At 60.4% G+C, this 25,828-nt stretch carries 25 protein-coding genes, 1 rRNA gene and 1 pseudogene; 17 read left to right on the forward strand and 10 right to left on the reverse strand.

The window, feature by feature from the left end; genetic code table 11:
* Positions 1-452, reverse strand: a 16S ribosomal RNA gene (locus MAF45_RS00005); the annotation flags it as partial.
* Between the two features lie 371 nt (positions 453-823).
* On the opposite strand from MAF45_RS00005, the gene MAF45_RS00010 reads away from it, so the two are divergent.
* Entirely contained in the window at positions 824-1,315 is a 492-nt protein-coding gene (locus MAF45_RS00010) for a dihydrofolate reductase (RefSeq protein ID WP_237977499.1), read from the forward strand.
* A 643-nt stretch (positions 1,316-1,958) separates the two neighbouring features.
* On the opposite strand, the gene MAF45_RS00015 is transcribed toward MAF45_RS00010, so the two are convergent.
* On the reverse strand, positions 1,959-3,266 hold the full coding sequence (locus MAF45_RS00015; RefSeq protein ID WP_237977805.1) for an ISL3 family transposase: 1,308 nt from the start codon (positions 3,264-3,266) through the stop codon (positions 1,959-1,961).
* Between the two features lie 283 nt (positions 3,267-3,549).
* Here MAF45_RS00015 and MAF45_RS00020 point away from each other — a divergent pair, with 283 nt between their 5' ends.
* Positions 3,550-4,284, forward strand: coding sequence for a M48 family metalloprotease (locus MAF45_RS00020; RefSeq protein WP_237977500.1), 735 nt, complete (start codon positions 3,550-3,552; stop codon positions 4,282-4,284).
* An 82-nt stretch (positions 4,285-4,366) separates the two neighbouring features.
* On the opposite strand, the gene MAF45_RS00025 is transcribed toward MAF45_RS00020, so the two are convergent.
* The 3 genes from MAF45_RS00025 to MAF45_RS00035 all read right to left on the reverse strand — a co-directional run bounded on the left by MAF45_RS00025 (position 4,367) and on the right by MAF45_RS00035 (position 7,647).
* The gene (locus tag MAF45_RS00025) at positions 4,367-5,557 is read right to left on the reverse strand and encodes a M20 family metallopeptidase (RefSeq protein ID WP_237977501.1); all 1,191 of its coding nucleotides are present in this window, start codon (positions 5,555-5,557) and stop codon (positions 4,367-4,369) included.
* Positions 5,554-6,693, reverse strand: a complete 1,140-nt coding sequence (gene menC / locus MAF45_RS00030) for an o-succinylbenzoate synthase (protein ID WP_237977502.1) — start codon at positions 6,691-6,693, stop codon at positions 5,554-5,556. The genes MAF45_RS00025 and menC overlap by 4 nt, the downstream gene beginning before the upstream one ends.
* 117 nt (positions 6,694-6,810) lie before the next feature.
* The gene (locus MAF45_RS00035) at positions 6,811-7,647 is read right to left on the reverse strand and encodes a MetQ/NlpA family ABC transporter substrate-binding protein (protein ID WP_237977503.1); all 837 of its coding nucleotides are present in this window, start codon (positions 7,645-7,647) and stop codon (positions 6,811-6,813) included.
* Positions 7,648-7,893: 246 nt separating this feature from the next.
* Between MAF45_RS00035 and MAF45_RS00040 the strand changes: the two genes are divergently transcribed.
* From MAF45_RS00040 to MAF45_RS00070, 8 genes and pseudogenes are all read left to right on the forward strand, one after another.
* Positions 7,894-8,541, forward strand: a complete 648-nt coding sequence (locus MAF45_RS00040; protein ID WP_237977504.1) for an MBL fold metallo-hydrolase — start codon at positions 7,894-7,896, stop codon at positions 8,539-8,541.
* A 42-nt stretch (positions 8,542-8,583) separates the two neighbouring features.
* Positions 8,584-9,576 carry a tRNA dihydrouridine synthase gene (locus tag MAF45_RS00045; protein ID WP_237977505.1) on the forward strand — a complete coding sequence of 331 codons (993 nt, stop codon included), beginning with the start codon at positions 8,584-8,586 and terminating at the stop codon, positions 9,574-9,576.
* Between the two features lie 168 nt (positions 9,577-9,744).
* Positions 9,745-10,539: a sulfite exporter TauE/SafE family protein gene (locus MAF45_RS00050; protein ID WP_237977506.1), complete on the forward strand. Its 795-nt coding sequence runs from the start codon at positions 9,745-9,747 to the stop codon at positions 10,537-10,539.
* 62 nt (positions 10,540-10,601) lie between these two features.
* Positions 10,602-11,195, forward strand: coding sequence for a phosphate/phosphite/phosphonate ABC transporter substrate-binding protein (locus MAF45_RS00055; protein ID WP_237977507.1), 594 nt, complete (start codon positions 10,602-10,604; stop codon positions 11,193-11,195).
* Positions 11,196-11,219: 24 nt separating this feature from the next.
* Entirely contained in the window at positions 11,220-11,426 is a 207-nt protein-coding gene (locus tag MAF45_RS00060; protein WP_237977508.1) for a hypothetical protein, read from the forward strand.
* Between the two features lie 66 nt (positions 11,427-11,492).
* Positions 11,493-11,663 (forward strand): annotated as a pseudogene (locus tag MAF45_RS11425) (histidine kinase dimerization/phospho-acceptor domain-containing protein); the annotation flags it as partial.
* 236 nt (positions 11,664-11,899) lie between these two features.
* Positions 11,900-12,367 (forward strand): ATP-binding protein, encoded by a 468-nt coding sequence (locus tag MAF45_RS11430; protein ID WP_370659298.1) that lies wholly within the window; start codon positions 11,900-11,902, stop codon positions 12,365-12,367.
* Positions 12,253-12,741 carry a response regulator transcription factor gene (locus tag MAF45_RS00070; RefSeq protein WP_283206952.1) on the forward strand — a complete coding sequence of 163 codons (489 nt, stop codon included), beginning with the start codon at positions 12,253-12,255 and terminating at the stop codon, positions 12,739-12,741. Before MAF45_RS11430 ends, MAF45_RS00070 begins: the two co-directional genes overlap by 115 nt.
* 169 nt (positions 12,742-12,910) lie before the next feature.
* Here the strand turns inward: MAF45_RS00070 and MAF45_RS00075 are convergent, their stop codons facing one another.
* Positions 12,911-13,708: an SGNH/GDSL hydrolase family protein gene (locus tag MAF45_RS00075; protein WP_237977511.1), complete on the reverse strand. Its 798-nt coding sequence runs from the start codon at positions 13,706-13,708 to the stop codon at positions 12,911-12,913.
* A 32-nt stretch (positions 13,709-13,740) separates the two neighbouring features.
* On the reverse strand, positions 13,741-14,574 hold the full coding sequence (locus MAF45_RS00080) for an SGNH/GDSL hydrolase family protein (RefSeq protein WP_237977512.1): 834 nt from the start codon (positions 14,572-14,574) through the stop codon (positions 13,741-13,743).
* Between the two features lie 216 nt (positions 14,575-14,790).
* Between MAF45_RS00080 and MAF45_RS00085 the strand changes: the two genes are divergently transcribed.
* Complete coding sequence (locus tag MAF45_RS00085; RefSeq protein WP_237977513.1) at positions 14,791-15,687, forward strand: LysR family transcriptional regulator; 897 nt, start codon at positions 14,791-14,793, stop codon at positions 15,685-15,687.
* A gap of 115 nt (positions 15,688-15,802) precedes the next feature.
* Here the strand turns inward: MAF45_RS00085 and MAF45_RS00090 are convergent, their stop codons facing one another.
* Complete coding sequence (locus MAF45_RS00090; protein ID WP_237977514.1) at positions 15,803-16,588, reverse strand: DUF4886 domain-containing protein; 786 nt, start codon at positions 16,586-16,588, stop codon at positions 15,803-15,805.
* A 64-nt stretch (positions 16,589-16,652) separates the two neighbouring features.
* Entirely contained in the window at positions 16,653-18,029 is a 1,377-nt protein-coding gene (gene dcuC, locus MAF45_RS00095; protein ID WP_237977515.1) for a C4-dicarboxylate transporter DcuC, read from the reverse strand.
* A 1,719-nt stretch (positions 18,030-19,748) separates the two neighbouring features.
* Between dcuC and MAF45_RS00100 the strand changes: the two genes are divergently transcribed.
* The 4 genes from MAF45_RS00100 to MAF45_RS00115 all read left to right on the forward strand — a co-directional run bounded on the left by MAF45_RS00100 (position 19,749) and on the right by MAF45_RS00115 (position 21,448).
* Positions 19,749-19,961, forward strand: a complete 213-nt coding sequence (locus tag MAF45_RS00100; RefSeq protein ID WP_237977516.1) for a hypothetical protein — start codon at positions 19,749-19,751, stop codon at positions 19,959-19,961.
* Between the two features lie 238 nt (positions 19,962-20,199).
* On the forward strand, positions 20,200-20,568 hold the full coding sequence (locus MAF45_RS00105) for a 4Fe-4S dicluster domain-containing protein (protein WP_237977517.1): 369 nt from the start codon (positions 20,200-20,202) through the stop codon (positions 20,566-20,568).
* Positions 20,565-21,278, forward strand: a complete 714-nt coding sequence (locus MAF45_RS00110; RefSeq protein ID WP_237977518.1) for a hypothetical protein — start codon at positions 20,565-20,567, stop codon at positions 21,276-21,278. The genes MAF45_RS00105 and MAF45_RS00110 overlap by 4 nt, the downstream gene beginning before the upstream one ends.
* Positions 21,278-21,448, forward strand: a complete 171-nt coding sequence (locus tag MAF45_RS00115) for a hypothetical protein (protein WP_237977519.1) — start codon at positions 21,278-21,280, stop codon at positions 21,446-21,448. The genes MAF45_RS00110 and MAF45_RS00115 overlap by 1 nt, the downstream gene beginning before the upstream one ends.
* Before the next feature lie 90 nt (positions 21,449-21,538).
* On the opposite strand, the gene MAF45_RS00120 is transcribed toward MAF45_RS00115, so the two are convergent.
* Positions 21,539-22,540 carry an asparaginase gene (locus MAF45_RS00120; RefSeq protein ID WP_237977520.1) on the reverse strand — a complete coding sequence of 334 codons (1,002 nt, stop codon included), beginning with the start codon at positions 22,538-22,540 and terminating at the stop codon, positions 21,539-21,541.
* Between the two features lie 236 nt (positions 22,541-22,776).
* Here MAF45_RS00120 and MAF45_RS00125 point away from each other — a divergent pair, with 236 nt between their 5' ends.
* Positions 22,777-24,183 carry an amidohydrolase family protein gene (locus tag MAF45_RS00125; RefSeq protein WP_237977521.1) on the forward strand — a complete coding sequence of 469 codons (1,407 nt, stop codon included), beginning with the start codon at positions 22,777-22,779 and terminating at the stop codon, positions 24,181-24,183.
* A gap of 223 nt (positions 24,184-24,406) precedes the next feature.
* Positions 24,407-25,723 carry a CapA family protein gene (locus MAF45_RS00130; RefSeq protein ID WP_237977522.1) on the forward strand — a complete coding sequence of 439 codons (1,317 nt, stop codon included), beginning with the start codon at positions 24,407-24,409 and terminating at the stop codon, positions 25,721-25,723.
* Positions 25,724-25,828 lie beyond the last annotated feature (105 nt).

Raw genomic sequence — 25,828 nt, forward strand, 5'->3', positions numbered from 1 at the left:
CCTTTTCGTCCCTGACAAAAGCGGTTTACAATCCGAAGACCTTCATCCCGCACGCGGCATTGCTGGATCAGGGTTGCCCCCATTGTCCAAAATTCCCCACTGCTGCCTCCCGTAGGAGTCTGGGCCGTGTCTCAGTCCCAATGTGGCTGGTCGTCCTCTCAGACCAGCTACTGATCGTCGCCTTGGTAAGCTTTTACCCCACCAACCAGCTAATCAGATATCAGCCGCTCCTGTCGCGTGAGGCCTTGCGGTCCCCCACTTTCACCCTCGGGTCTTATGCGGTATTAGCTGATCTTTCGACCAGTTATCCCCCACAACAGGACACGTTCCGATACATTACTCACCCGTTCGCCACTCGCCGGCAGGAGCAAGCTCCCCCGCTGCCGTTCGACTTGCATGTGTAAGGCATGCCGCCAGCGTTCAATCTGAGCCAGGATCAAACTCTTGAGTTCAATCACTGCTGTTACTGCTGCCCTGTTTCCAGGGCGTCGCGCTCAAAATCATCGACTGGTGATGCGAAAGCTTCCTGCGAAGCCTTCTATCTTCCATTCGTTTTTTTTCGAGCACCTGATTTCTTTTGAGCGGAACTCCCGAAGGAATTCCTGAGGCTCTCAAAAACCAGATGCCCACGCTTATCGGTTCGTTGTTCAGTTTTTAAAGATCACTGCGCTTTTGATTTGGAACAGATCCGCGTCAATCGCGACAGGATTGTTATCTTACACGTTCAATTTTAAAAATGCAAATATTTTTTTGATGCCCTGCCTAAAGGCGCTCAGCTCTGCTTTAATTAACCAGGAAACAGTAGATAAACAGGAAACCAACCATGACAACGTTATCCATGATTGTGGCCCGATCCAAAAACGGCGTTATCGGCAACCGCGGAAGCATCCCCTGGCACATTTCAGCCGATTTGAAATTTTTCAAAAAAGTAACCTTAGGACACCCCATCATTATGGGGTGGCGCACCTGGGAGTCCATCGGCAGGCCCCTGCCCGGACGCAAGAATATCGTTTTGTCCCGCACCCATACTGAACAGATAGACGGCATTACGATCGTTAGAACCCTTGAAGACGCTCTCCGGCTCATCCCCGAAGAGGAAAAGGCTTTCGTAATAGGGGGAGCCGAAACCTACAGAGCCGCTCTGCCCAGGCTCTCCGAAGCCTACATCACTGAAATCGACCAGGAGTTCGACGGCGACACATATTTCACAATCACGAACCCTGAAAAATGGACCATTGAAAAGCTGGGGTCCTTCACCGACGGCGGATGCACGGGCACCTTCACCCGTTGGACAAAGAAACCCGACACAAAATGAAATAGTTTTCAACGCTCTTTTTCGACGATCAGCACCATAATCAAAAAAGAAGGAACCGGGAGCACCTTCAACGGTCTCATTGCCCGGTCCCCACCAAGGAGCGGATCATGAAACGCCTACTTATCATTACTGCGGTCACGACTCTTGCGGCTGCATTATCAGCCCCTGCAATAGCCGGGCCCGGACCGCACAGGGGTCCGGGATGGGGGGCGCCGCCGCCCGCGTGGACAGCGCCCGCTCCGGGCCATTGGGACAGAGGCTATCGCCCGTACCATCACCATTACTACCATAACGACTGGGGCTGGGCCTGGCCGCTTGGTGTTGGAGCCGCAGTGCTAGCGACCGCCGCTGTGCTTAACATCGGATCTTCAGCAACAAAGTACGTTGAGATCAACACGCCTCAGCCTGCGGCTGCTCTCCCTCCGCCCCCTCCAGCAGCGGACTATTTTTACTGCCCGGCAAGCCATGGCTATTACCCCACAGTACCGCGTTGTCCGACGGGCTGGCTGAAAATCAGCACTCAGTGAAAAGCGTGTCCTTGGGCAACTTCAGACAGGGCCGGAATAATCCGGCTCTGTTTTTTTGCTCTTCCTTATCTTTTACTGCACTCAATCATTCAGGCAAAGCTTAAGAAAAAGGTTCTTCACGGTATACCGGGAAAGGCTGGTACCCACAGCCCTGATTTCAACACAGCGGCATAGTCTGGAAGGCTTCTCCATGGAGACGGGTTCCTTCCGGGGAAAATTGACTTGATTTTCAGTACAAAATACTCAAAGTCTCTGAAGCCGTATGCCATTCGCCTGAGCACTTTGATCGCGTTGTTCGCTCTTTCAAGGGGGCCGGTACCCCGTTTGAACTTCCCGGCATTGACAATGCCTTCTGCGCGGCGGCCGAGCATTTTGGCAAATCTCCGTGCCGGACTGAAATCATGTTTCTCAGCTGCAGCCTCCAGCAGGTTTTTTGTTTTTTGTAATTCCTCACGAGCCGGAACCTCCGAACGGCAGCACCATATTCTTCGGATTAAATCGGCAATCGGGTAGAGGGAAGCCAGTAGCTCGTTGTCGGCCTTCAGACGGTTCAACTGCTCCTGTCTGTCGACCTGCAGATCGTCCGGCCGCCGCGCAAGCACCCATTCCGCGCTTTTCAAATCGGAGAGCTTCCTGACCAGACCGGCTCTGCTTTCCCTCGTTTCCTCGTTCTCCCGGATTTTGCTGTTTTTACGAAGTTCCTTCCGTATCTGCTCACGGATGACGGTCTTGGCCTCAGTCAGGACCTCCTTGATAAAATTGGCCATGACGTGGAAAAGGTCATAGACCGCGACCGCCCCCTTCAGGTGATCCTTCACCATCCGAGGATATGCGGCGTTCATGTCGCAGGATGCGGACTGGATCTGGCCGGAGGCGTGGTGTTGCCGCAGGAGTTCAAAGAAGGGCTCCACGTCTCTGCGGCTTTTTCCCTTTCCTACCCACAGGATGCGCCTTGTGTCCAGATCCATGACGACCGTTGCGTACCGATGTCCCTTATGGACGGCGAATTCGTCAATGGCCAGGTGTTTCACACCGGTGAAATCAACTTTCTGGAATAAAGACTTGAGGAGAACCTTGTCACAAGCCTTGACCGTGTCCCAGCCCAGGCGGTCGTGGGCGGCTGCATCGTTGATGGACACACGGAGCCGGAGCAGGGATGGGATGTTAGCGATCATCAGATTCGTCAGCCTGGATCGCTGGCTGACCCAGGGCAGGCGTTCCGTCCTATGACAGCCGCAGCTGCATTGAACCCGCCGGGCTTCAAAGTGAACGTACACGCGTTCCCGCGTCATCAGAGGCGCGTCTCTCACAATCCGTCGCGTGCTTTCGTGAATTGAGGAACACCGTTTACCGCAAGCGGGGCAGACTGCTTCGCACACAGGTTCCAAGTAGATGTGAATGCTTCCGTCCGCTCCTCGTTTCATGTCTTTGATGAAAGAACCGGGGCAGCGGAGCTGGGAGAGAAAATCGAGTTTGGGCGGCAGGGATGAATTTGTTAAACTGGACAAAGCAGTGGCGTCGTTACATTGACAGTGTGGTGACTTCAATGATCTTAACGGCGTTCACCGCCTTTTGTTTTGGTCCTTTTTCTAGTCCCGAATTCCCTGATCCAGAAAACGCTTCAAATGGCTCGCTGCAGGCTGCTTGCGAGCGAGAGCGATATTCGGATTTGAGGTAGTTCTTCCCGCTATTCCTTGAAGCACCTATATGTCTGTCAAAACCGTTTTTTTAATAGCCGCTGCAGCGCTTCCCCTTACTCTTACGGGCTGCGGCAGCATGGAGTCGTTGGGTTCCGAGCAGGACATCATCGCCTCGGCGACGCAGAGCTGTCAGAAGCTTGACGCCAAAAGTCAGATCACAACGCGATACGACTCCCGCATGCGCGTGATCCGCCAGGGACTGCCTGAAGTGGTGAACGGGCAGACCCTCAACTATAAGGTCTACCAAACCAAGGACATGAACGCCTTCGCAATGCCAAACGGCTGCGTTAGGGTCTACTCCGCCCTGCTGGACCGGCTCAACAACGATGAGGTGCGTGCAGTTTTGGGACACGAGATCGGACACGTCGCGCTCAGGCACAGCGTGCAGCAGTACCGAACCAACAATGGAGTCGCCCTGGGCATGTCGGCCGCCAACGCCATCGGCTCGGTCTTGGGCCTGGGCGGCACGGGCAGCGAACTTCTCGAACGCGTGACCTACTCCGCAATCAGCGCCCAGTACTCCCAGAGGCTTGAGACTGAAGCGGACAACTACAGCGTCGACCTTCTTCTTCACGAGAAGAACGGAAGGCAGAAGGCCCTTGCCATGGCCTCGGCTCTGAGAAAGATCTCGACCGAGGGCCAGGGCTCGACCATGCTTCAAAAAATGTTCGGCGACCACCCGGACACGGCCGAGCGCATCAAAAACGTAGAGGACCGCGTTAAGGCTTCCGGCGTCCGTTAGGACTGTGCCGGATCCGGCTCCTGATTGCTTCAGCCCCGGACGCTACGATCCGGGGCTGATCCCGCTTAAAAAAGCCTCCTCACTAGATTTCGATTTCGCAAAGAATGGCCGCGAGGAGCCGCGCGCGCTCTAGCAGCGAGCTTTCGAGCGCGTACTCCCGGACCGTGTGATTGAACTCCCCTTTCACTCCCAGGGCGCAAACGACCGGAACGCCGGCTTTTACGAGGTAGGCGGAATCCGATCCCCCGCCCACGGCTTTCGCCAGCATCGCAGGAAATCCGTGACGCTGCGCGATGGCGTTGATCTTTTCAAAAAGCGCTTCAGACCCGGCCGTCCGCTCCATCGCAGCGAGCCGGCATGTCAGGGTAAGCGACCCATGGGTGTCCGGCACCAGGCTGCTGGTGGCAATGTCCCGCAGGGCACTTTCCACCCTTTCGAATTCGGCCTCGGTCCGATAGCGCACGTCAATGACGCACCAGGCCTTCTCCGCGATCGCGTTGGCGGCGGTTCCCCCTCCGACCATCCCGGGATTGAGCGTCGTGCCTTTTCCCCAATCGGTGAGCGCGCTGATTTTAAGAATCTTCGAGGCGAGCTCGACGATGGCACTCCGCCCGTCCTGCGGGTTGTTGCCCGCGTGGGCTCCGATGCCTTTCACCTCAAGTCGGAAAAAGGCGGCCCCCTTCCTCTCTACCACCACGGAGTTGTCAGGGTAGCTCGTCTCCAAGTTGAAGCCGCAAAGCGCTCCCTTCGCCTCTCGCACCAGATCTTCCGCCGCGCCTGAGCTGCCGTGTCCTACCTCTTCATCGCCCGGCAGAAGAACTTTCACGGGCAGGCGGTTCCAGCCCGCCTCGATTAGCTCCTTGAGGGCGTAGAGCATCACCGTAACGCCGCCCTTCATGTCCAGGGCCCCGGGGCCGGCCACCCGCCCGTCACGAACCGTGAAGGGTCGGGCCGCGGCCTCACCGTCCGGGAATACGGTATCGAGGTGACCCAACAGCGCGACGAAGGGCTTTGACGTATCGCCCCGCTCAGCGACAAGGAAGTTCCCCGCCTTTTCATATTCATGGAAACGCACGCGAAAGCCCAGCGACTCGAGGAAGACCTGCACGCGCCTCCCGCAAGCATCCACGCCGGCTTTGTTTCTGGACCCGCAGTCACTGTTCACCAGATCTTGCCAGGTGTCCAGCATCAGCTGCTTTTCTGCGGCAAGTGCAGCGAACACCTGCCCCAGGTTCACCGGGACCGGCACAGCTTTTACCTCTGGCGCTTTCATGAGGCGCTCTCCCTGACGCTTTCCCGGGTGAACTCCCAGGTCCGCACAGTGTGGCGTTCGATGACGTCCCAGGCGGGCTCAAACCCCGTGCCGGGACGCTGCGGAACCTGGATCTTCGCATTCCGGTCGATGAAGGTGGAAGGCGTGACGATGTCCTCTGCGTAATAGCGGTCGGAGGACGGGATGTCATTCGGGTAAACGTAGTTCGGGAGCGTCGCCGCGGCGATGTTGTGCCCGCGGGCGACCCCGGCGTCGACCATGCCTCCGCACCAGCAGCCCACCCCGTGCACCGCAGAAAGCGCCTGCAGGCGGCGGGCTTCGGTGAGGCCCCCGACGCGGGCGACCTTAATGTTGATGATCCGGCAGCTGCCGAGTTCGATGGCCCTGCGCGCCGTCTCCGTAGAATCGATGCTTTCGTCCAGGCATACCGGAGTCCTGATCGCGGCCTGCAGCTGCGCGTGATCCACAATGTCGTCGCAGGCGAGAGGCTGCTCTATCATGAGAAGCCCGAGCTCGTCCATTCTGCGGAAAAGGTCCAGATCCTTCAGCGTATAGGCCGAATTGGCGTCCGCCATCAGAACGATGTCCCCAAACTCACGGCGCACAGCCTCGAGATAGGCGATGTCAAAGCCGGGCTTGATCTTGCACTTGACGCGTCTGTAGCCCTCGGCCCGGTACTTTTCGATTTTCCTGAGGAGCTGCTCGGGCGAAGGCTCAATGCCAAGCGACACGCCGGACTCGATTTCGGTACGGACGCCTCCGAGGGCTTTCCATTCCGGGACCCCCTGTTCACGGCTCCAGAGGTCCCAGAGCGCGCAGTCGACCGCGGAGCGTGCCATGCGGTTGCGGCGAATCCAGGACGAAGCGTCGTAAAACTTCTCCGGACTTTCCACCTCCTCAGCGCGAAGGAGAGCCGGCAGCAGGAACTCTCCAATCACATACCGCGCGCCCACCGTGGTTTCCTCGTTGTACCAGGGACGCATGAAAGCCGAGCATTCGCCCCAGCCCGTCCGGCCCTCAGGGTCCGTGAGCTCTACGAGCAAGAAGTCCTTCACCACGCTGTTGCCGAAGCTCGTCCGAAAGCCTGTCTTGAAAATGAGCTTCATCTGCCGAATGACCGCTTTATCGATTCTCATGCCGCCTCTTGCGAAAATTTTTCTCACACAGGAATGAACAAGAATGGCGGACAGGGCAGGATCTTCGCCCGCCCGGCGCCGCCATCTCAGGGTTTGAGGATAACCGCAGACATCCGGTTACCAGGAAGGCACCAGCGCCCCCTTGAAGGTGTCCTCGATGTACTTCTTCACTTCCGGGGACCGGTAGGCCTCGACCGCCTTCTGGTAGGCCGGCGTGTTCTCCGTCCCCTTCCTCGCCGCGATCACGTTGACGTACGGGCTGGTCTCCGTGGATTCTGCGAAAATCGAGTCCTTCTTGCTGTTTAGACCGGCGGAAATGGCGTAACCCGCATTGATCACGGCCACATCCGAGTCATCGAGCGACCGTGGCAGCTGCGGGGCCTCCAGCTCCACGATCTTGATTTTCTTCGGGTTAGCCACGACGTCCTTCGGCGTGAGCTTCGAGGCCGGAACGCCCTCCTTCACCTTGATCCACCCCAGCCTCGAGAGCTCCACGAGGGCGCGGCCCCCGTTCGTGGGATCGTTAGGAATCGTCACGGTGGCGCCGTCGGGCACATCCTTCACGTTCTTGTACCGTTTCGAATATCCCGCGATCGGCGCGAGATAAGTCTTCGCAATCGGCACGAGATCCGTCTTGTTCTTCGCGTTGAAGTTATCAAGATAAGGCTGGTGCTGGAAAGCGTTGAGATCGATGTCGCCTTGAGCAAGTGCCGTGTCGACGGCCACGTAGTCGCCGAAAGTCTTCACGGTGATCTTGAGCCCGTTCTTTTCAGCCACCTTGGCCACCTGTTCGGCGATCTGTTCGGAAGAGCCGGCGGTGACGCCCAGGATAATCTCCTTCTTGTCCGCGGCGGCAGCAGCGGAGGAAGTTGCGCCCTGCTTTTTGCCGCAGGCGGCGAGGAGGACGGAAGCTGCGGCCGCTGTCGCGGCTCTAATGAAGATACGGCGCTTCATGTTTTATTTCTCCCTGAGAATTCAACTGGCTCGGAAAAAGGCCCGAGCGTTTTCCTTTTAAAATAAGAGCAATTTTTTGCCGGGGCCCGCCCTGCCTGCCTTTTCCCCGGACCCTTGGAAAAGATCCGATAAGGCGCCCGGGGCCCGCGGCTGGAGAAATTATGACCCGAAAGGAGGCAGGACGTCGGCGAAGCCCCCGCCGGTATTACAACATGGGTCAAGCCCAAAGAATTTAAGGATCGAGCGATGAACCGGATTGAAGCATTTACGCTCACGGACTGGATTCCCACGAACTGTTATTTTCTGGAAAACGAAAAGGGCGCGGGACTCCTCATTGATCCGGGCGCTGAACCCGGCCGGCTGCTCACTGAACTCGAAAAACGCGGCCTCCGGCCTCATGCGATTGCCATCACCCACGGCCATTTCGACCATATCGGCGCGGTGCCCGAGCTGCTGGAGACGCTTCAAGTCCCGGTTTTCATCAGCGGCAAAGGGCGCCTGTACCTTGAAAACCCGCTTTGGAACCTCTCGGCCGCGGCCGGCTCTCCGATGACCCTCAAAAGCCCCCTGATCCGATATTTTGACCCCGGAACCGAAATCGTCCTGCCGGGAGTGCCCGAGCTCAGCCTCGAGACGATCCCCGCCCCGGGCCACACCGCTGACGGAACGGTTTTCTATTCCAAAAATGACGGAGCGGCCTTCGTCGGGGACACCATTTTCCGCGGGTCCGTCGGGCGGACTGACCTGCCAGGAGGAAGCTCCGCCGACCTTTTGAAAACGCTGAGGCAGCTGCTGAGAAAGCTGCCTCATGACACGCGCCTTTTCTGCGGGCACGGAGAGCCGACGACGCTTTCGCACGAACAGCCGGCGCTCTCCGAGCTGACTCAGTCTTAAAATGCTTTTTTCCGCTTAAACCTTGAAGTCCGCCGCAGTCTTATGCTCCTAACCTTCGCCCCCATGGAGGGCCTCACCGGCGTTGTTTTCAGACGATGCCACCACCGCTATTTCGGAGGGCCCGACCTGTATTACATGCCCTTCGTGACGCCGACGCACGAGCCAAGGTTTACCGAAAGGCAGTTGCGAGACATCGCACCCGAGAACAACAAGGGTGTTCCTGTGGTGCCACAGCTGCTCACCCAGAGCCCTGAAAACTTCCGCTGGGCCGTGCTCAGCCTCGCCTCCATGGGCTACTGCGAGGTGAACCTGAACCTCGGCTGCCCCATGGGCACGGTCACCGCCAAAGGCAAGGGCAGCGGGATGCTGCGCGACCCCTTCGCTCTCGAATCCTTCTTTGAAAAAGCCTTCAGCGAACCTCTGCCGATCGCGGTGTCGGTCAAGACCCGGCTCGGCTGGAGAAACGAGGACGAATTCGAGGACCTTCTGCGCATCTACAATCGCTTTCCCATCTCGGAGCTCATTGTGCACGCGAGAGTCCGCGAGGATTTCTACAAGGGGGATGCCAGGCGCGGAGCCTTCGCCCGGTTCCTCCCCGGGTTCGCGCACAGGGCCGGCTACAACGGGGACATCGTGATGACCAGGGAGCTCGCGGAGCTGCGCGACGCTTTTCCGAATCTTCACAGCGTTATGGTCGGACGCGCCGCGGTGGCGAATCCCGCCTTCTTCCGAATGGCCCGCGGGGGCCCCGCCTGTTCGAGAAAAGAGCTTTTCGCCTTCCACCGGACTTTGTTCGAAGAGCTGACCGAAGCCTTCGGTAGCGTCGGCAACACGGTGGGCCACATGAAGCAGTACTGGTTCTATCTGAGGACACTTTTCGAGGGCGGGGAACGGATCTTTAAAAAGCTCCTCAAGACCCGCAGGGCCGGGGACTACATGGCGGTGGTCTCCGAGATCGAGGAAACGCTCCCCCTGCAGCCCGAGGCAAAGCCCCTGTGGTGGAAGCCCTCGAGCGGTTCTCGCTCCGAGTCCTGAAAGGAAAAACGGCAGGGGCGCCGTTTGTCAGGGTAATCCACACGCCTGCTTGGAGAAGGGCCGCCGGCTTAGCGTTTAGACTAAAGATCGCCGGACCCGCTCCCGAAGTCAAACAGCTTCCCGCAGGGAGTCCTGTTTTAAACTCTTTCTTCGGAAAGCGAGATAAACATGCTTGAATTCATAACTCTTTTTGTCGTCGGCATCGGCGTTGGCTGCTTTGGCGCGCTGGTCGGGCTAGGCGGCGGCCTCATCATGGTGCCTCTTTTCATGCTCACCATGATGCCTCCCCACGGCTCGACCTTCCAGACCGTGCAGCAGGTGATCGGTACGAGCCTCTTCGGCGTCCTTCTGAACTCCGTGTCGGGCACCTGGGCCTACTGGCGTTCAAAGCTCATCATGTTCCGGGCGGCCGTTCCCTTCGCCATTGCGACCATCCCGGGCGCATTTCTCGGCGGGTACCTCTCCGAGTACTTCTCCGGCCCCGGCTTTTCAATCACCTTCGGTCTCACGCTGATGGCTCTTGCCTGCTTCATGTACTGGAAGAGCCGCGCCAAGAGGCCGACGACGCCTCTGGATGAGTTCGATCCCGCCACGGCGAAGTTCAATCTCTGGCTTGGCGTCTTCCTCTCCTTCTTCGTGGGCTTCATCTCCTCGATTCTCGGCATCGGGGGCGGCATCATCCATGTGCCGATGATGATGTTCGTGCTGGGGTTCCCTGCCATCGTAGCCACGGCCACCTCAACCTTCGTGCTCATGGTGAGCGCCTTCATCGGCGTGATCAGCCACGCGAGCCTCGGGCACATTCTCTGGGTCCCGGCGATCGCCGTCGGGGTCGGCGCGATCGTGGGCGCACAGCTGGGCGTGAAGATCGCGAAAAAGAGCAAGCCCAAGTTCATCCTGAAGCTGCTCTGCATTGCGATGATTCTGGTGGGCTGCCAGCTGATCTACCGCGGCGTGGCCTGACTCCGGGCTGGCAAATATGACTCCGGTCCCGCCGTGAGTGGATTTTCGACCGCACTGAGCCCATGTTGAGAAGAGCCCTGGCCCTGCTCTGCTGCTTCGTCCTTGGGAGAGCAGCGCCCGGGCCGGACGAACCGGTCCGCCTGGCGGTCGTAAACAGCTTCGGCGAGGCGATCTCGCTGCGCTACTTTTCAGAACCGGTGGACGCCATCGCCCGGGCCGACTCCCCGGTCCGGACCCTTGCGGATCTGCAGGGCAGGAGCCTTGCCATCGTGACCCGCAGGGCCATCGCGGGCTGGCAGGTACCCGCGGGCGAGCTGATGCGCTCGGGCCAGAACCCCGAGGCGATTTTCTCTTCCATCCGCGAAGTCGGCATGCCGATGGACAACGTCCTGCGCGAGGTGAAATCCGGACGCGCCGACGTGGGCTTCGTGATCACGTGCCTGCTCGAAGAGCTGGAGGAATCGGGCCGGATCGCACGGGGCGAATTCCGCGTGATTGCGGAGAAAAAAGACCCTGACTTTTCCTGCCGGCACTCGAACGCGCTCTATCCGGGCTGGTTCCTTTCGGTGAAGCCCACCCTGCCCGCGGCCGACGCCCGCCGGATACTGAAGGAAGTGCTCGCTCTGCCGCCTTCGCCCGCGCTCGGCGTCTACTGAACCGTCTCGAGCGACATAAAGCCCATGCAGGAGCTTTTTACGCTGATGAACCTCGAGCCGAGGAAGCCGAGCGTCTCGAATTTCATCCAGCGCTACAAGGGCTACTTTTTGGGCGGTCTGCTGGTGCTGCTCGCACTTTTTCTCTACTCGGCCGCGCTCACGCGGATCACGTACCGCCGGACCGCGGCGCTCGCCCGGGCCCGGGAGCGGCAGATCAAGGCCGAGCTCTAGCTCAAGCAGAGCGCACAGACGATCTACTCGCTCGAGAAAGTGAAGGCGGTGGGGCTTATCGCGAGCATGCTCGCCCACGAGCTGCGGCAGCCTCTTGTCGTGATCACCAACTACGCCCAGGGGCTTCGCATCAGACTCTCTCGCAGTCCGGTCGACCGCGGGATCCTTTTGTCGAGCCTTGACGAAATCGAAGCTGCGGGCGAGCGGGCGGACGAAATCGTCGAGCACGTACGAAACTTCGTGAAAGGCCGGCGCAGCAGTCCCGTCGAGCTCGATCTGGGGCAGGAGGTTGAAAAAATGATCCAGACCTTCAAGCGCCACTGCAGCTCCGGCATTGCGGTCAGCTTCGAAGCTTCACCGCGGCTTTCCGTCCGGGACGACCCGGTGGAGCTTGGAATCATCTACATGAATCTGCTGAGAAATTTCAAAGAAGCCTGCCGGAAAATGACCGTGGCGCGCCCGGCCGGATCGCGATGCGGATCGGACGACACGGCGAGCGGGCCGTGTTGCGCGTCCAGGACAACGGCCCGAGGCTCACCGACGAGGCTCTGGAGCGTATGCAAAAGCTCGGCCGCCCTTCTTCCGTCGAAGGTCTTGGGCTGGGGCTCGGCATCACCCGGGAGCTCGCCGAAGGCTGCGGGGGTTCGGTGGGAATCGAGCGCTACGAACCCCGGGGCGCGGCGGGAGACCGTGCCCCTGCCGCTCAGCGCTGCTTATCCGCAAGGGAGGAAGAATTGACAGTCGACCACAGTCTTGCCGTGATTCGCGCCGTGGATGACGAAACCGCCGTGCGGCATTCCTGGCAGTTCATCATTGAAAGCGCGGGCTGGAGCGTGCGCCCCTATGCGTGCGCCCCTATGCGAGCGCCGAGGACTTTCTCAATTTCGACGACGAGCGCGTGCCCGACTGCGTCATCTTCGACATCCATATGCCGGGCATGAGCGAGATCGAGCTGCAGAAAGAGCTCGCCGCGCGAAGCTCGCGCATTCCGGTCATCTTCGCCACTGCGCACGGGGACAACGACACCGCGGTCCAGGCCCTGAAGGACGGTGCCGCCGACTTCCTGCCCAAGCCCGTGAAGGCCGAGCGGCTGCTGCTCGCCATCGAGAAGGCGGTGGAGGCGGACCTCCGCGGGCACGAGTCCCAGTCGCGCCTTGAATCCGCGCTCGCACTCTGGGAGGCTCTGACGCCGCGGGAAAAGGAAGTAGCCCGCGGCATTGTCCGCGGCGAGCTTAACAAACAGGTGGCTGATCGGATGGGCATCACCGAAAAACCGTCCAGGCACACAGAAGCTCACTGCTGCTCAAGCTCATGATCCGGGGTGCGGCCGAGCTCGCCTCCTTTCTGATCAAGATCAGCTAGAGCAAAGGGCTGCACCCGCAGCGCCAACCGGGTCGAAGATAAAAAAACAGCGGGAGAAACCCGGCCTGCCCTCCGGCTCCCTACCGCTGCCACTGCAAAAAAGTCTTTTAAGATGCGTCCGGCTACTTCCAGCCGTAGAACTCCTTCGTCACTTTCCAGGCCACCTGCTGGAGGTACTTCGCATCCTCTGCCTTCAGCGGCTTTTCGCAGGCGCCCAGGAACTTAAAGCCCTCGGGCGACTTGTGAAAGAGCGCCGAGTAGATCACCGAACCGTAGAGATAGGAGCCCGCCGCAGTCGGATGGCGCTTGTCGGGCATATGAAGGATGAGATCCGGGCGGGTCTTCAGGCTTTCCGCGAAGGCCGGGCCAACCGGGATTGTGTAGACGCCCAGCTTGTTTGCCTGAGTAATCGTCGCGTCGGCAAGCTTCTGGTACTGCTCGGGCTTATCCTTCAGGGCCCAGGTGATGATCGCAATCGGCTCGCTGCCGGCCTCGCGAATCGTGGCGACGTGCCTAGCGAACCACTCGTTGAAGTTCGCCTGCTCCTTCGGGTTGATCGGCTCGGTCGACTGGGCCTGCAGGAACACGACGTCGAACTTCGGCTTGTGTTTGTCATAGCCGTCGAACGGGTGCGGCGCCAGGTATTCCTTGACGGAGTGGTAGCTCAGACGCCCGCCGGAGATCGTGATCATGCGGGCGATCCAGTCGCGCTTCTCCTCCTTGGTGAAGCCGCGGACATACCCGTTCACGCCGCAGTTGTAGTAGGTGAAGGAGTTGCCGACGTAAAGTCCGGTCTTCGGAGCCCCGTTCTTGAGCTGCGTGACCTTGGGCTGCACCGTGTTCACGAGCGTGGCGGCGCCGGCCGCCGTGACGGCCGCACCCAGAGCGAGCGCGGCAAGCAAACATATGGCTGCTTTCATCTTTTTCTCTCCTTTTCTCCTTCAGCTTTTCCTTACTTCCAGCCGTACCAGGCCTTCACAGTGTCCCAGGCGACGCGGGCCATGTTCTGCCGCATCGCGGGCTCAAGCGGCTTTTCGCATCCGCCCGCAAAGCCCGCCGCCTCGACAGGATCGCGGTGGTAAAGCGCCGCATAGATGGTCGAGGCCATCAGATAGGAGCCCACAGCCGTCGGATGGGTATTGTCGGGCATAATGAACTTCACGTCTGGATAGGCCTTCTGGGCCGCCTCAAAGGCGAGCCCCACGGGAATCACCATCATGTGGTTGTCGTTGGCGATCTTCGTGACGCTGTCGGCCACAAGCGACTGGGCCGGAGCGCCCTTCTTTCTCTGCACCCAGGTCATCAGCATCACGGGGGTGCCGCCGGCGGCCCGGATGGCCTTCACATGGTTGGGAACGTAAAAGGCGTCGCGCTTCTGGTCCTCAACTCCGCGGTTGCTAGCCTGCATGATCACAAGGTCATAGCTCTCGCGCTTCTTCAGCTCCTTTTTCATGAGCCCCGCGCCGAGCTGTCCGAATTTCTTGTCATAGGAGGCGAGCAGGTTGTTGTCCAGATATTCGGCGATCGGGTACTGGCTCAGGTTTCCGCGGCCGATCGCAGCGATGCGGGTCTTGATCTTCGGGTTCGCTTTTTCGCGGATCAGCCCACCCAAGTAGCCGTTGAGCCCGCAGTTGTAGTACATGTAGGAGTTGCCGACTATGAGAATGCTCTTCGGAGTCATTCCGAGGTCTTTCACTTCGGGCTGCACGCCGGCACCCGAAGCGGCGGCGAAGCCAAGGCAGAAAGCCGTCAGAACGGATAACTTAGCCCATCTGCTGTGAAGCATTGCAGTTTCTCCTTTCGTTTGAAAAAAAGATTCCGGCCGCTGGACCGGCTCACCCTTAAGCGCATGCGGAGCCATGCTCACTCTTTATCCAAAATCCATATATAGGGCGCATGCTTATTTGTCAACATTGTAATAAATAACAGTTTTTTTACCGAATACCAAAAATGAATGTATTATCCATTTATGGCATAGAGCAGCATAGTCCAGAGGGTTGACGTGAGAAAGCCGAAAATTCAGCAGCTCGAGTCGCTGGTCACAGTGGCGAAGTTCGGGTCCATCAACGCGGCGGCCAAGGCGAACAACATTCCGCAGCCCTCGCTGTCGCGCACCATCAAGGAGCTCGAGGAGACGGTGGAGCTGCCGCTGGTGATACGGGGCCGCCAGGGCATCACGCTCACGAAGGCCGGGAGGGTCTTCGCCGAGCACGTGAGCTCCGTGCTCTCCGAGATCGACCGGGCGATCGAGGAGGCGCAGGCCCTCACCGGACGCAGCAACACGAAGCTCTCGATCGGCCTCTCCCCGATCACGGGGAACTCGATTTTTCCGAACGCGCTCGAGCGGATGATGAACAGCTTCCTGGACCTCAGCGTCCACGTTGAGGACAACCCCATCGGGCAGAACATCCAGCATCTGAGGAGCGGTTACCTCGACCTAGCGGTGGGCAACGCCGACGCTGATGCGAGCTTCAGCGAGTTCACCTCCGAGCACCTCTTTGACTGTCCCTTCCGGTTCGTCTGCGCGAAAGGCCACCCGCTCGAGCACGCGACCCGGCTTGAGGAACTCTCGGAGGCGCGCTGGTGGGTCACCGGGGAGCTTCAGATCTGCATGAGGAAGAATTCCCGCTTTGCGCACTTTTCCGTGCGCCAAGGGCTCGACACGAGAAGCCACCTCGTGGGCGTGCCGCTGTTCGAAAAAGGATTCGTGTCGCTACTGTCCTCGGTACAGATCCGCAAGTACCGCGACCGGCTTTCCATCATCCCGATCGACTGCGGGCCGATTGTGGGCCACTACAGCCTCCTCTACCGCAGGGGCGTCCCCCTCACGCGGGCCGCGATGCGTATGGCGGCCACGCTGCACCAGGAGGCCGACGCCTACGACTGGCACACCTTCTGAGGAGCCGCTGCGCGGTCTCCTGGCAAAAAAAGGCCGTCCCCAAAAAAACATCGGGACGGAAGATGCACCACGGAGAAAAAAAGAAACTCAGCCGCTGAAACGGCCTATATTTTTGTTACCAGCCGTTGAAGTCGCAAACCGTCTCCCAGGCGGCGCGCTGCAGGCCCGCTCCCGTTTCCGGATCGACGGACATGTCGTCGTACTTGCCGAAAAAGCCAGCCCCTTCCGGGGTCTGCTTGAGAAGGCTCGCAAAGAACACGCAGGCTTCAAGGTAGGTGCCGGCGACCGTCGGGTGGCGGTTGTCGGTGCGGATGAGCTCAAGCTGCGGCATTTCCCGCAGCGCCCTCGCGAAGGCGAGCCCGCAGGGGGCGACCGGCATGCGGTTTTTGTTCGCCTCCTTTGTGATGGCGTCGGCCAGCTGGCGGGTCATCTCCGGGCGTCCCTTGTAGGCCCAGGTCATCATCAGCATGGGCTCGGCGCCGGTTGCCCTCACGTCCGCGCCGTGGCGGGCCACGGACTGTGCGAAAAGCTTGTTGAGCTCGGGGTGGATCGGCCCCTGGGAGGAGTCCTCAAGCACCACGGCGTCGAAGATCTTCCCGTTTGGGTAGTTGATGAACTGCAGGGTGTTCTTGCCGTCGGAAGAGAACGCGTAGCTGCGAAGCCCGTTGGGCCGCAGGTAGCTCTTCACGTCGTGCCAGTACAGGCTCGAACCGCTGATACCCACCAGCGTGAGAACGAGCTTGATGCCCTTGGAGGCGGCGATACCCACCAGCATCGGGTTCACGCCACAGTTGAAGTACATGAAGGAATTGCCGACGAGCAGAATGTTCTTCACCGGATTCTTCAACTCAGTCACAAGGGGCTTGATGGTGTAATCGTTTCCGTAAGCCTGATAATCCATTTCGTTTCCTCTGGCGGGCCGGCCGGGACGGAGCGTCCCGGCTGGCTTTGTAACATACGAAAGATTACATATTGAAGATGAGGTTAGCAGCGAAGATCACGACAAAGCCGATGCACAGCGGCAGCGCCGTGCGGCGGCAGATGCCCATCGGACTCACGCCGGCGGCAGCGGCAGCGGCGATCACGCAGCCGGCCACAGGGCTCATGGAGCGGAAAACCGAGCTCGCGAGATGCATCGGGACCACCATGGCCGGGAGGTTCCCGCCCAGGCTGTTGTGCACGTCGTTGGCGAGCGAGCCGAAGGAGGCGAAGGCGCCCACGCCGGAACCGGTCAGGGCAGTCACCACGCCCACGATGCCGGTGAGCACGCCGGTCATGCCGGTCACGCCGAAGCCTGTCTGGTAGGCGAGGTTGATGATCGCCTGGATGGCGCCGGAAACGCGCAGCGAGGTGGCGAACACTTCAGCGCAGATCACCAGCGCGACGATGCCGCCGAACATCTGGCCCATCTTCTTGAACATGACCACCGCGTCCTTGAAAACGGCGTTCACGTTGCGCAGGCGGATGAGTTCAATCACCATGACGCCGAGCCAGGTGAGGAACAGCGAGGTGATCACGTTCAGCTTGATCGTGGAGATGCCGAATTTGGAGAACACGAACAGCAGGATGATCGGCACGAACGGGAAGATGGCGTACCAGCTCGGGCAGACGCGCTCGGCCTTGCTGGACTTGGAGTCGTCCATCAGGTTGTCGGTCGAATAGACATCGTCGTTCTTCTTGTCGAAGTACTTTTCAACGAAGTAGAGCGAAATGGCGATCGCAATCACGGCCGGAACCGCGCAGATCAGCTGATACTCGACATAGAAGGCTGTCGGGTCCATGCCGACCAGCTTCGCGGCGAGCTGCTGGGTGCCGAAGAGCGGGCCGGCTGCGATGCCGCACGAACAGACCAGCGCCGAGGCTGCCGCTGCTCGGGATACGCCGATGCGGATCAAAATCGGGTAGAAGCTCACCAGCAGCAGCATGGTGAGGCCTGCCGCGGACACGATCACGATGTTGATGATCTGCCCCAGGATGTAGGCCACGGCCAGCAGAATGTAGGGGCTGCTGATTTTCTTCAGCGGCTCAGCCACAAGCTTGACCAGCGCGTTGGAGGCGCCGATCTGCGACATGTAGCCGGCGAAGCCGCCGGAGACCATGATGATGAGACCCACGCTCGTGAGCTGCTTCTTGGAGATCGCCTCCATCAGAGCGAAGGGGTCAAACCCGATGAAGCCGGTGGGCTTCACACCCTTCGGCAGGAACGAGTCCACACCGCAGAATATCGAAACGTAGATGATGACTAGGCCGGCAACGAGCAGGACCATCTGGGTCTGGTAGCGTTTAATCAGCATCCAGCCCGCGATGACTGTCACGATTGCCGCAACAAGTACTGGAATCATGAGGATTCTCCTTTAGACGCTTATAGACAACCGAACAACCACTGATAAGCTGTTTTTATTTTCACCAATTAACCCTCCCCGGAATAGATAATCAAACTGCATGTGTTATTCAAAGAACATATAACCTGTCGTCTTTTGAACGATCGGGCTCTAGGCTTAGAAACGAAATTTTTTAATGCAATTAAACAGGTGATTAAGCAGGAAACACCTCTGGCAGAGGAAGGAGCCTTCCGAGTCGTGGCACTAATTTTGAGTATCCCATCATAGGTTCAGCCCTGCCCCGGCCTCCGTCTTCCGTCTTAAGCTCAAGGATAAGGGTGCGAGCGGGCTGCGCCTAGGACCGTTTGGTCAAAATAATTTTGCAAAACAGGCAAAGCTCGTACCTAGGAGAGCTACGAGCAAGGCTGGGTCCGAGCGGAATTTTCCCCCGGAAAGACGGGGACGCGCCCCGGGAAACATAGCGGCCCGGGCGAGGTGCCCTGAGCGCGTTTACGGCGAAACCTGCCGAAACTGATATCGTACTGTTTTTATTATGGATTTATCCTTTTCCAAAGGCGATGTCCGCCGCTTCTCAAACTCCTGGACTTTTCCCACGGTCCCAACCCCGGCATTTCTCCAGTACCGGGCTAGGATTAAAGTCCTATTTTATTGTTTTTAAACTAAAAATAAAACGTTTCCAAATATTGGGGCGACCCCGGGCCGGGCAGCAGTAACAGCGGAGAAAACAAAAATACGGTCCTGAAAGCCCCCCTGCTTCAACAACGGGAAAGCAAAATGGAGACAAAAGAAAAAAACGGGAACCGCCCCGCGGTTCTCGCGGCGGCGCGTGCTGGCCGGAGGAGCAGCAGAGCTCGGAGCTACGGCGATTTCCTGGAAAGTCATCGCCAGGCAGATTGAGGAGCTCAAGCAACAGGGCTGAGCCCCTGCGCCTGCAGGGTCTGCGGCGGAGGCTGCGGCCTGCTGATCCTGAAAAAGAAAGGCGAAAAGCCATCGCTCACCACCGTGCGGGTGTTTCCCAATCCCGCACATCCTCAGCGCGGCATGTGCGGCCGCGCGGCCCAGACGGTCATGCTCTGGGCGAGTCCCCTCAGGTTTAAAAAGCCGCTCAAGCGCACGGGCGCGCGCGGAGCGTCTTCTGCTCAAGGAGCGCTGGGGCGGACTCGACGGGCGCCTTCCCCGAGCGCGCGGGGCGTCTGGGCTACACCCGGGAATGCCGCACGAACGCGCAGTTTTACGAGTGGAAGAAGACGCTTACGGCAGGAAAGGGCTACGGCGCGTTCATCCGCGAGCTCGAGGCCACAGATCCGGAAAAAGCAGCGGCCGTGAAGGCCGGCCTCGACAAGGAAGGCTGGGCCGTGACGCGCCCGAAGGCCTTCGGCACCTGCCCGTTCAAAAAGCCTTTCGACACCCCGACAGGAAAAATGGAGATCTACAGTTTCTGGACCTTCCTCAAGCACGCCCGCAGGGCGCTGCCGGCGCTGCCCGTCTGGGAGCCCGTCAAAGCCTACAGGCTCCCCCAGGGCAAGGACGAGTTCTACACCGTCTCCGGCAAGAATCTGCAGGGGAACTCAGGGCTTGCCATGTTCGGCCCTGCCTCCCGCGCCTGGTCCGAGCGCCGGGCTGTGGTGAACCCGGAGGACGCAGCAAGACCTGGGCATCAGGGAAAACGACCTGCTGGCGATTCTGGCCCTCAATACCGGCTTCAGGGAGAAAAGCCAGGTGCACCTCTCGCGCAGAATCCGCCGCTGCCTGTACATGGCGGGCTTCTCCGGTGGGACGCGCTCGAAGCTGCTTCGGGCCATTTCGCCCGAAGACGCCGGCTGGATGGAGGAAGGCGCCAACCCCAACTGGTTTGCAACGGGCTGGGTGAGCCCGGTATTCGGTGCTCTGGCCAACAACGGCTCGGTGTCGGTCAGGAAAATCTCAGGCTAAGGAGTGCAGGCAATGACTCAGCAGAAACATCAAAAACAGTATGCGCATCTCTTCAACGCAACGCGCTGCATCGGCTGCACAGCCTGCATGAGCGCCTGCGCAAACACAAACTACGCGGACGTGCTCGCGCGTGGGCGCCCGCTCCACGGCCGGATCATGCCGGAAAACATCCGCTGCGTCGTCCTGGACGGCAGCCGCCGTCCCTTCCAGGTGATGAGCCAGTGCCAGCAGTGCGCCGATGCCCCGTGCATCAGGGCCTGCCCGTTTCGGGGCCAACTACCGTGGCCCCGAAACGGGGCTCGTGGAGATTGACCCGAAGCGCTGCATCGGCTGCAACTACTGTATCGCAGCCAGCCCCTACGACGCGCGCTGGAGCAATCCGGTCACAGGGCTGCCCGGCAAGTGCATGGGCGAAGGCTGCAGGCGGCTCGTGGCCGAGGAAAAGGACCCGGCCTGCGTCTCGGCCTGCCCGACGCATGTGCGCATTTTCGGGGACATCAACGACCCGGAAAGCGAAATCAGCGCCGAACTTCGGACCGGCCGCATCGCGAAGCTCCTTGAGCACAAGGGAACGAAACCCAATTACTTTGTAGAGGTGTCGAAATGACAGACGCGGGCTTTCTTGAACTCACTCCGCAGCTTGCGGCTGCGCGCTGGGGATGGACGATCGCCTTCTTCCTGTGGTTCATCGGCCTGTCGGGCATGCTGATGGCGCTCTTTTACTTTGTGCGCGACAGGCGCTTTGTTCTGATCGCCTTCGCCGCATCGGTCCTGGGCTGCCCTTTTGTGCTCTCGCACCTCGGGCGCCTCACCAACCTGCCCTTTGCGGTGTTCCACGCACTCGCAGACCTCAGCCTTAACTTCGGCTCCTGGATGCTGATCGGGATCTGCCTGCTCGCGCTGCAGGCCCTGCTCACCTTCTTCGCCTGCCTCGTGCTCAACGGCCGCTTCAAGAAAGAGCTCGCTCCTGCGCTGGTGAAAGGACGGGCCGCGCCGCTTGCGCTCGCGGCCGTGGGAGTAGCGGTCACCGTGTATTCGAGCTTCCTTCTCACCCAGGCCTCAGGCATCGCCTTCTGGCACACGGGCTCATTCCCGTGCTCTGGGTGCTCTCGGGGCTGGCCTGCGCGCTTGCGGTGTGGGAATTCCTGGGAAGCCGCGACAAGGCCGCCCTTCTCCGCTCCGCCCGGACCGCCGGGATCGTCATCGAGGCCGCGGAGCTCTTCGCCCTTTTCGCCCTGCTGCACGTCGCCCTCCAGTACTCGAGCGAAGGGGCCCACGCCGGTACGGAAAACCCGATCCGCGGAAAGTGATCGCTGATGTTCTGGGCGGAGGCAGTCGCCGCAGGCATCGTGCTGCCGCTGCTGCTCAGGCTCTTCGGAGAGAAAATGAAGTTCGCGGCACTGCTTTGCGCGGCGCTCGCCCTGGCCGGAGCGCTTTTTATGCGCGCCTCCATCCTGTTCTCAGGCTATTTTCACCCGCTCGTCTGAGAGACGGGAGCTCCCGATGCTTCAGGCGCCGCAGGTTTTTCCTACGGCGCTTTGCCTGTCCGGGCTTGCCTGACCGCCCGAAGAGCTTTATCAGAAGAGCCTGAAGATCTCGTCGATGCGCTTCAGGTCCGGCCCGAACCGGTTCAGGGCGAGTTGCAGGAGAATGCGGGCCTTCTGGGGCAAAAAATCCCGCGAGGGGATGATTCCGGCCTTCTGCCAGCGCTCCATCCCCTCAATCACGCAGCCCGAGCCTGTGCGGCTCGCGCGCACGACCACCATGTCCTTGGCGATCACCCGCAGCAGCTCCGCCTCCATGGCCTTCGAGATCGTGCCGTGCCCGCAGCCCGCGTGCACAAGGCCCTGATAGCCCGCCTGCAGCGCGGCCTGGGGGATGAAGAGGTCGTCTTCAGCATGCGCATAGATCACGGCCACCTTGGGCAATGGGCGCCCTTCAATAAAATCCCCGGAGGAGAAGAGACTCCCGGTGGTGTGGGGCCTGGAGCTTTCCATGGCATAGGAAACCGTTTCTCCGAGCACGAACCCGAGCGGCCCCGCGCTGCGGCTTTGAAAGGTCTCCACCGCCGTGGGATGGGCTTTCGTCACATCGCGGGCCCCGTGGATCGAGCCGTTTAAAACCACCAGCACGCCCCGCCCCGCCGAAAGCGGGCTGGAGGCCACGCGAACGGCGTTGAGGAGGTTGAGCGGTCCGTCAGCAGACAAAGCCGTGGCAGGCCGCATGGCGCCGGTGAGCACCACGGGTTTGTCGGTCTTCAGCACGAGATTCAGGAAGAAAGCAGTCTCCTCCATCGTGTCGGTGCCATGGGTGATGACAACGCCGCTGAGATCCGACCGGCTGCAGGCCTGCTCGATCCGGCGGGCGAGGTCTATCCAGACCCCGGAGGTGATGCTGCTGGAAGAAACCGAACAAAGGGTGAGGACCTCGATGTCCGCCACCTGATCGATCCCGGGAATGGAGCTGAGAACATCCTCCACGCCTAGTCCCTGGATGCTGTAGCCGGTGAGCTGCATCGGACTGGAGCCCGAACTGACGATGGTGCCGCCTGTTGCAATGATGAGAATTTTAGGTTTCATGATTTTTTCATTCTGGTTGATGGGCCGAGGGTGCCCGCTCTCATTTTTACAGAAATCGGGGGCTGTGTCGGCCGCTTTCTGCCTCCCCCGCCGTCTCCTCCGGGCCCGCCTGCGGGACGCAGCGGAGATGACACCAAAAAGCCTACAATGGATCTCGGAAAATCCCGGGGAAAAGCCGGTGAACGGATCTTCCCGGGACAGCCATCCTTCAGATTTTTTTTCAAGGGGGACTATCAATGTTTGATCTGCTTCTCAAGGGAGCCCGGGTCGTCGACCCGGTCAATCATGTGGATCGCGTGACCGACGTCGCCGTCGAAGGCGGGAAGATCGCCGGGGTGGGCGACAACCTGGGGCCGGCCCGCAGCACCAAAGACCTCACCGGCCTCGTTCTGATGCCGGGCGTGATCGACCCGCACCTTCACCTGGGCCCTGAATTCGGTTCGCACTACGGTCAGAGAATGACGGCGCTTTCCGGCGTCACCACGTGCCTCGACATGGCGGGGCCCGTGAAGGAGATCATCGCTGACAGCCATGAGTACGGCTGCGGCATCAATGTGGCCATGCTCGAGGGCTTTTCGCCCAAGGCGCAGTTCGGCACTGAGTCTCCCACGGGCGAGCAGCTCGACGGCTGGATCGAGAGCTGCCTCGAGGCGGGAGCTCTTGGCGTGAAGGTGATGGGCGGGCACTGGCCGGTCGCCCTTGAAACCGAGGTCGAGGTCATCCGCCGCGCGCCGAAACACGGCGCCTACGCCGCCTGGCACGCCGGTTCCTCCACGGCCGGCTCCAACATCAAGGGCATGATGGAGGTGGTCGCCTCCATCGGGGAGCTGCCGCTGCACCTCGCCCACATCAACGCGTACTGCCGCGGCCGGGTGGGCCCCGTGATCGACGAAGTCACCGAAGCGCTCACGCTGCTCAAGGGCGCGCCGAACATCTGGAGCGAGGCCTATGTGAGCCCAATGAACGGAACGGTGCTCGCCTGCGACCCGAAGGACGGCCACTGCACGGACCACGTCACCTGCAACTGCCTGCGCGGCTTCGGCTTTTCCGAGGACGCGGCCGGCATGGAGGCCGCGATCAGGGCGGGCCGCCTATTCGTCATTTACGACGACGGGCAGACTTCGACCCTGATCGGGGGCGACGAGGCGCTTAAATACTGGAAGTCGAAGAACACGAATACCGCGGGCTCCTTCCCGGTGAACCCCGCGGTGTCGCGCTTCCTCATCGCGCAGGCCAAGCGCGACGACGGCTCCTTCGTGGTCGATTCGATTTCGACCGACGGGGGCTGCATCCCGCGCAACGTCATCATCGACACGGGGCTCTCGCTTGTGCGCTTTGGCGCGCTCACGCTCCCTGAGTTCGTGGTGAAGGCCTCGGTGAACGCGGCCCGCCACCTGCGCCTCGTGAACAAGGGGCACCTCTCCGAGGGCGCCGACGCCGACATCACGGTCTTCAACCTCGAAGAGCAGAAGGCGGTCATGACCTGGGTGGCGGGCCGGCAGGTGCTCGACCACGGCAGGCTCCTGCAGAAAGGCACGAACTTCATCTGCCACCCGAAGGGCAAGGCCGCGATTGAGGCCGCGGGCTTCACCTGCACCACGGTGACGCGCGACACTCCGGATCCGAAGCGCTTCGCCATCTGAGAAAAGCGTGCAGCCCCCTTTGCGAGCAGCCCTTCGGAAAAAAGGACAGGCTGGAAAAAAAGGGCGGCTGCGCAGGGCCGGCAGAGGGCAGACTCTCCTTTGCCGGCCTTTTTGAAGTTTCTTCCATCGCTTTTAAACTTTCCTTAGAGAAGTTTTTGCGGCCGGCGCGGCCGGGCAGGTTCAGCAGAAAAGGCAAGGCTTGCGCAGCCCAGGGAGAAAAAAGATGAAAACCACGTTCGTCGCCACAGGCGACAGCTTTATCACCCGCCACATTCCGGAGGAGGGCTACCCGGGCTATCAGGAGCTTTCCGACCTGATCTGGAACCACGACGTCCGGTTCGCCAACCTCGAAATGACCTTCCACAACTCGGAGGGCTCCCCCGCAGCTGAATCGGGCGGCACCTGGGCCATGACCGACCCCGGCATGCTCGACGACATGCTGGGCTTCGGCTTCAACCTCTTCAACACCGCCAACAACCACTCGGGCGACTTCGGCGAAGGAGGCACCATGGCGACGATCCGCCACCTGCGCGAGCGCGGCATGATTTTCGCAGGCACCGGCCCCACGCTGCAGGAAGCAGCGCACGCCGCCTATCTGGAGACCCCGGGGGCCCGCGTCGCCCTCATCGGCCTGAGCAGCACCTGTTCCAAGTCCTCCATCGCCGGCGGCCAGGGCCTCGACATGAGAGGACGCCCGGGGCTCAACCCGCTTCGCTTCCGCACGGTCCACCACCTGAATGCAAAGCACTTCGCGATGGCAAAGGAGCTCGCCGAAGTCACGCTCGTGAACGCGCAGAAGGAATACTCGATCTCCACGGGCTACACCCCGCCTTTTGCCGAGGGAACCATGCCGCTGGGCAGCATGTCACTGGTGCTCAACGCCAAGGCCTCCGACAAGGAATGGAACGAAACGATTCCGAACGCGGCCGATCTCGAGCGGACGGTTTCCGAAATCCGCGAGGCGAAGCGCCAGGCCGACATCGTGCTCGTTTCCATCCACACGCATGAAATGCGGGCTCGCAAGACGAACGAGCCCCCGCTTTTCCTCGAGCGCTTCGCCCACGCCTGCATCGATGCGGGCGCGACGGCCGTGATCGGGCACGGACCGCATGAAATGCGCGGCATCGAGGTCTACAAGGGCGGACTCATCTTCTACAGCGTCGGAAACTTCATTTTTGAAACCGAAACCGTGGCGAGGCAGCCCTGGGACGCCTATGCGAAGCACGGCCTTCCGGTCGACACCGGGGTCGGCGCCTACATGGACCACAGAAGCTGCAACGGGACGAGGGGCTACGTCGTCCTTGAGAACATCTGGCGGGCCATCGTTCCCGAATGGACGGTCGAAGACGGCCGGGTGAAGGACGTGATTCTGCACCCGATCGAGCTCGGGCAGACCGCTCCGAGGTCGCAGCGCGGCGTGCCGGTCCTTTCCACCGGAGACAAGGCAAAGGCCGCCCTCGAATACCTGCGGGATCTGTCCAAGCCTTACGGCACCAAAATCACCATCCGCGGAGGCGTGGGCCGGGTCGCCATGGGCTGAGCCTTCAGGCTCTCCGTCTCAGTGCGGCCCAGAACCCAAGGGCCGGGCCCTGAAGCTCTCTGGCCCGGCCGGGCCAGGGGCCTCAGTTCCTTTTTCGGGCAGAGC

The sequence above is a fragment of the Mesosutterella porci genome (assembly GCF_022134585.1).
GTDB lineage: Bacteria > Pseudomonadota > Gammaproteobacteria > Burkholderiales > Burkholderiaceae_F > Mesosutterella > Mesosutterella porci.

Excerpts from the sequence above, each read along its gene's own strand:
- MAF45_RS00010 (WP_237977499.1), top strand. The coding sequence starts at position 824 with ATGACAACGTTATCCATGATTGTGGCCCGATCCAAAAACGGCGTTATC.
- MAF45_RS00015 (WP_237977805.1), bottom strand. The coding sequence starts at position 3,266 with ATGAAACGAGGAGCGGACGGAAGCATTCACATCTACTTGGAACCTGTG.
- MAF45_RS00020 (WP_237977500.1), top strand. The coding sequence starts at position 3,550 with ATGTCTGTCAAAACCGTTTTTTTAATAGCCGCTGCAGCGCTTCCCCTT.
- MAF45_RS00025 (WP_237977501.1), bottom strand. The coding sequence starts at position 5,557 with ATGAAAGCGCCAGAGGTAAAAGCTGTGCCGGTCCCGGTGAACCTGGGG.
- menC (WP_237977502.1), bottom strand. The coding sequence starts at position 6,693 with ATGAGAATCGATAAAGCGGTCATTCGGCAGATGAAGCTCATTTTCAAG.
- MAF45_RS00035 (WP_237977503.1), bottom strand. The coding sequence starts at position 7,647 with ATGAAGCGCCGTATCTTCATTAGAGCCGCGACAGCGGCCGCAGCTTCC.
- MAF45_RS00040 (WP_237977504.1), top strand. The coding sequence starts at position 7,894 with ATGAACCGGATTGAAGCATTTACGCTCACGGACTGGATTCCCACGAAC.
- MAF45_RS00045 (WP_237977505.1), top strand. The coding sequence starts at position 8,584 with ATGCTCCTAACCTTCGCCCCCATGGAGGGCCTCACCGGCGTTGTTTTC.
- MAF45_RS00050 (WP_237977506.1), top strand. The coding sequence starts at position 9,745 with ATGCTTGAATTCATAACTCTTTTTGTCGTCGGCATCGGCGTTGGCTGC.
- MAF45_RS00055 (WP_237977507.1), top strand. The coding sequence starts at position 10,602 with ATGTTGAGAAGAGCCCTGGCCCTGCTCTGCTGCTTCGTCCTTGGGAGA.
- MAF45_RS00060 (WP_237977508.1), top strand. The coding sequence starts at position 11,220 with ATGCAGGAGCTTTTTACGCTGATGAACCTCGAGCCGAGGAAGCCGAGC.
- MAF45_RS11430 (WP_370659298.1), top strand. The coding sequence starts at position 11,900 with ATGCGGATCGGACGACACGGCGAGCGGGCCGTGTTGCGCGTCCAGGAC.
- MAF45_RS00075 (WP_237977511.1), bottom strand. The coding sequence starts at position 13,708 with ATGAAAGCAGCCATATGTTTGCTTGCCGCGCTCGCTCTGGGTGCGGCC.
- MAF45_RS00080 (WP_237977512.1), bottom strand. The coding sequence starts at position 14,574 with ATGCTTCACAGCAGATGGGCTAAGTTATCCGTTCTGACGGCTTTCTGC.
- MAF45_RS00090 (WP_237977514.1), bottom strand. The coding sequence starts at position 16,588 with ATGGATTATCAGGCTTACGGAAACGATTACACCATCAAGCCCCTTGTG.
- dcuC (WP_237977515.1), bottom strand. The coding sequence starts at position 18,029 with ATGATTCCAGTACTTGTTGCGGCAATCGTGACAGTCATCGCGGGCTGG.
- MAF45_RS00105 (WP_237977517.1), top strand. The coding sequence starts at position 20,200 with ATGCCCCGTGCATCAGGGCCTGCCCGTTTCGGGGCCAACTACCGTGGC.
- MAF45_RS00110 (WP_237977518.1), top strand. The coding sequence starts at position 20,565 with ATGACAGACGCGGGCTTTCTTGAACTCACTCCGCAGCTTGCGGCTGCG.
- MAF45_RS00115 (WP_237977519.1), top strand. The coding sequence starts at position 21,278 with ATGTTCTGGGCGGAGGCAGTCGCCGCAGGCATCGTGCTGCCGCTGCTG.
- MAF45_RS00120 (WP_237977520.1), bottom strand. The coding sequence starts at position 22,540 with ATGAAACCTAAAATTCTCATCATTGCAACAGGCGGCACCATCGTCAGT.
- MAF45_RS00125 (WP_237977521.1), top strand. The coding sequence starts at position 22,777 with ATGTTTGATCTGCTTCTCAAGGGAGCCCGGGTCGTCGACCCGGTCAAT.
- MAF45_RS00130 (WP_237977522.1), top strand. The coding sequence starts at position 24,407 with ATGAAAACCACGTTCGTCGCCACAGGCGACAGCTTTATCACCCGCCAC.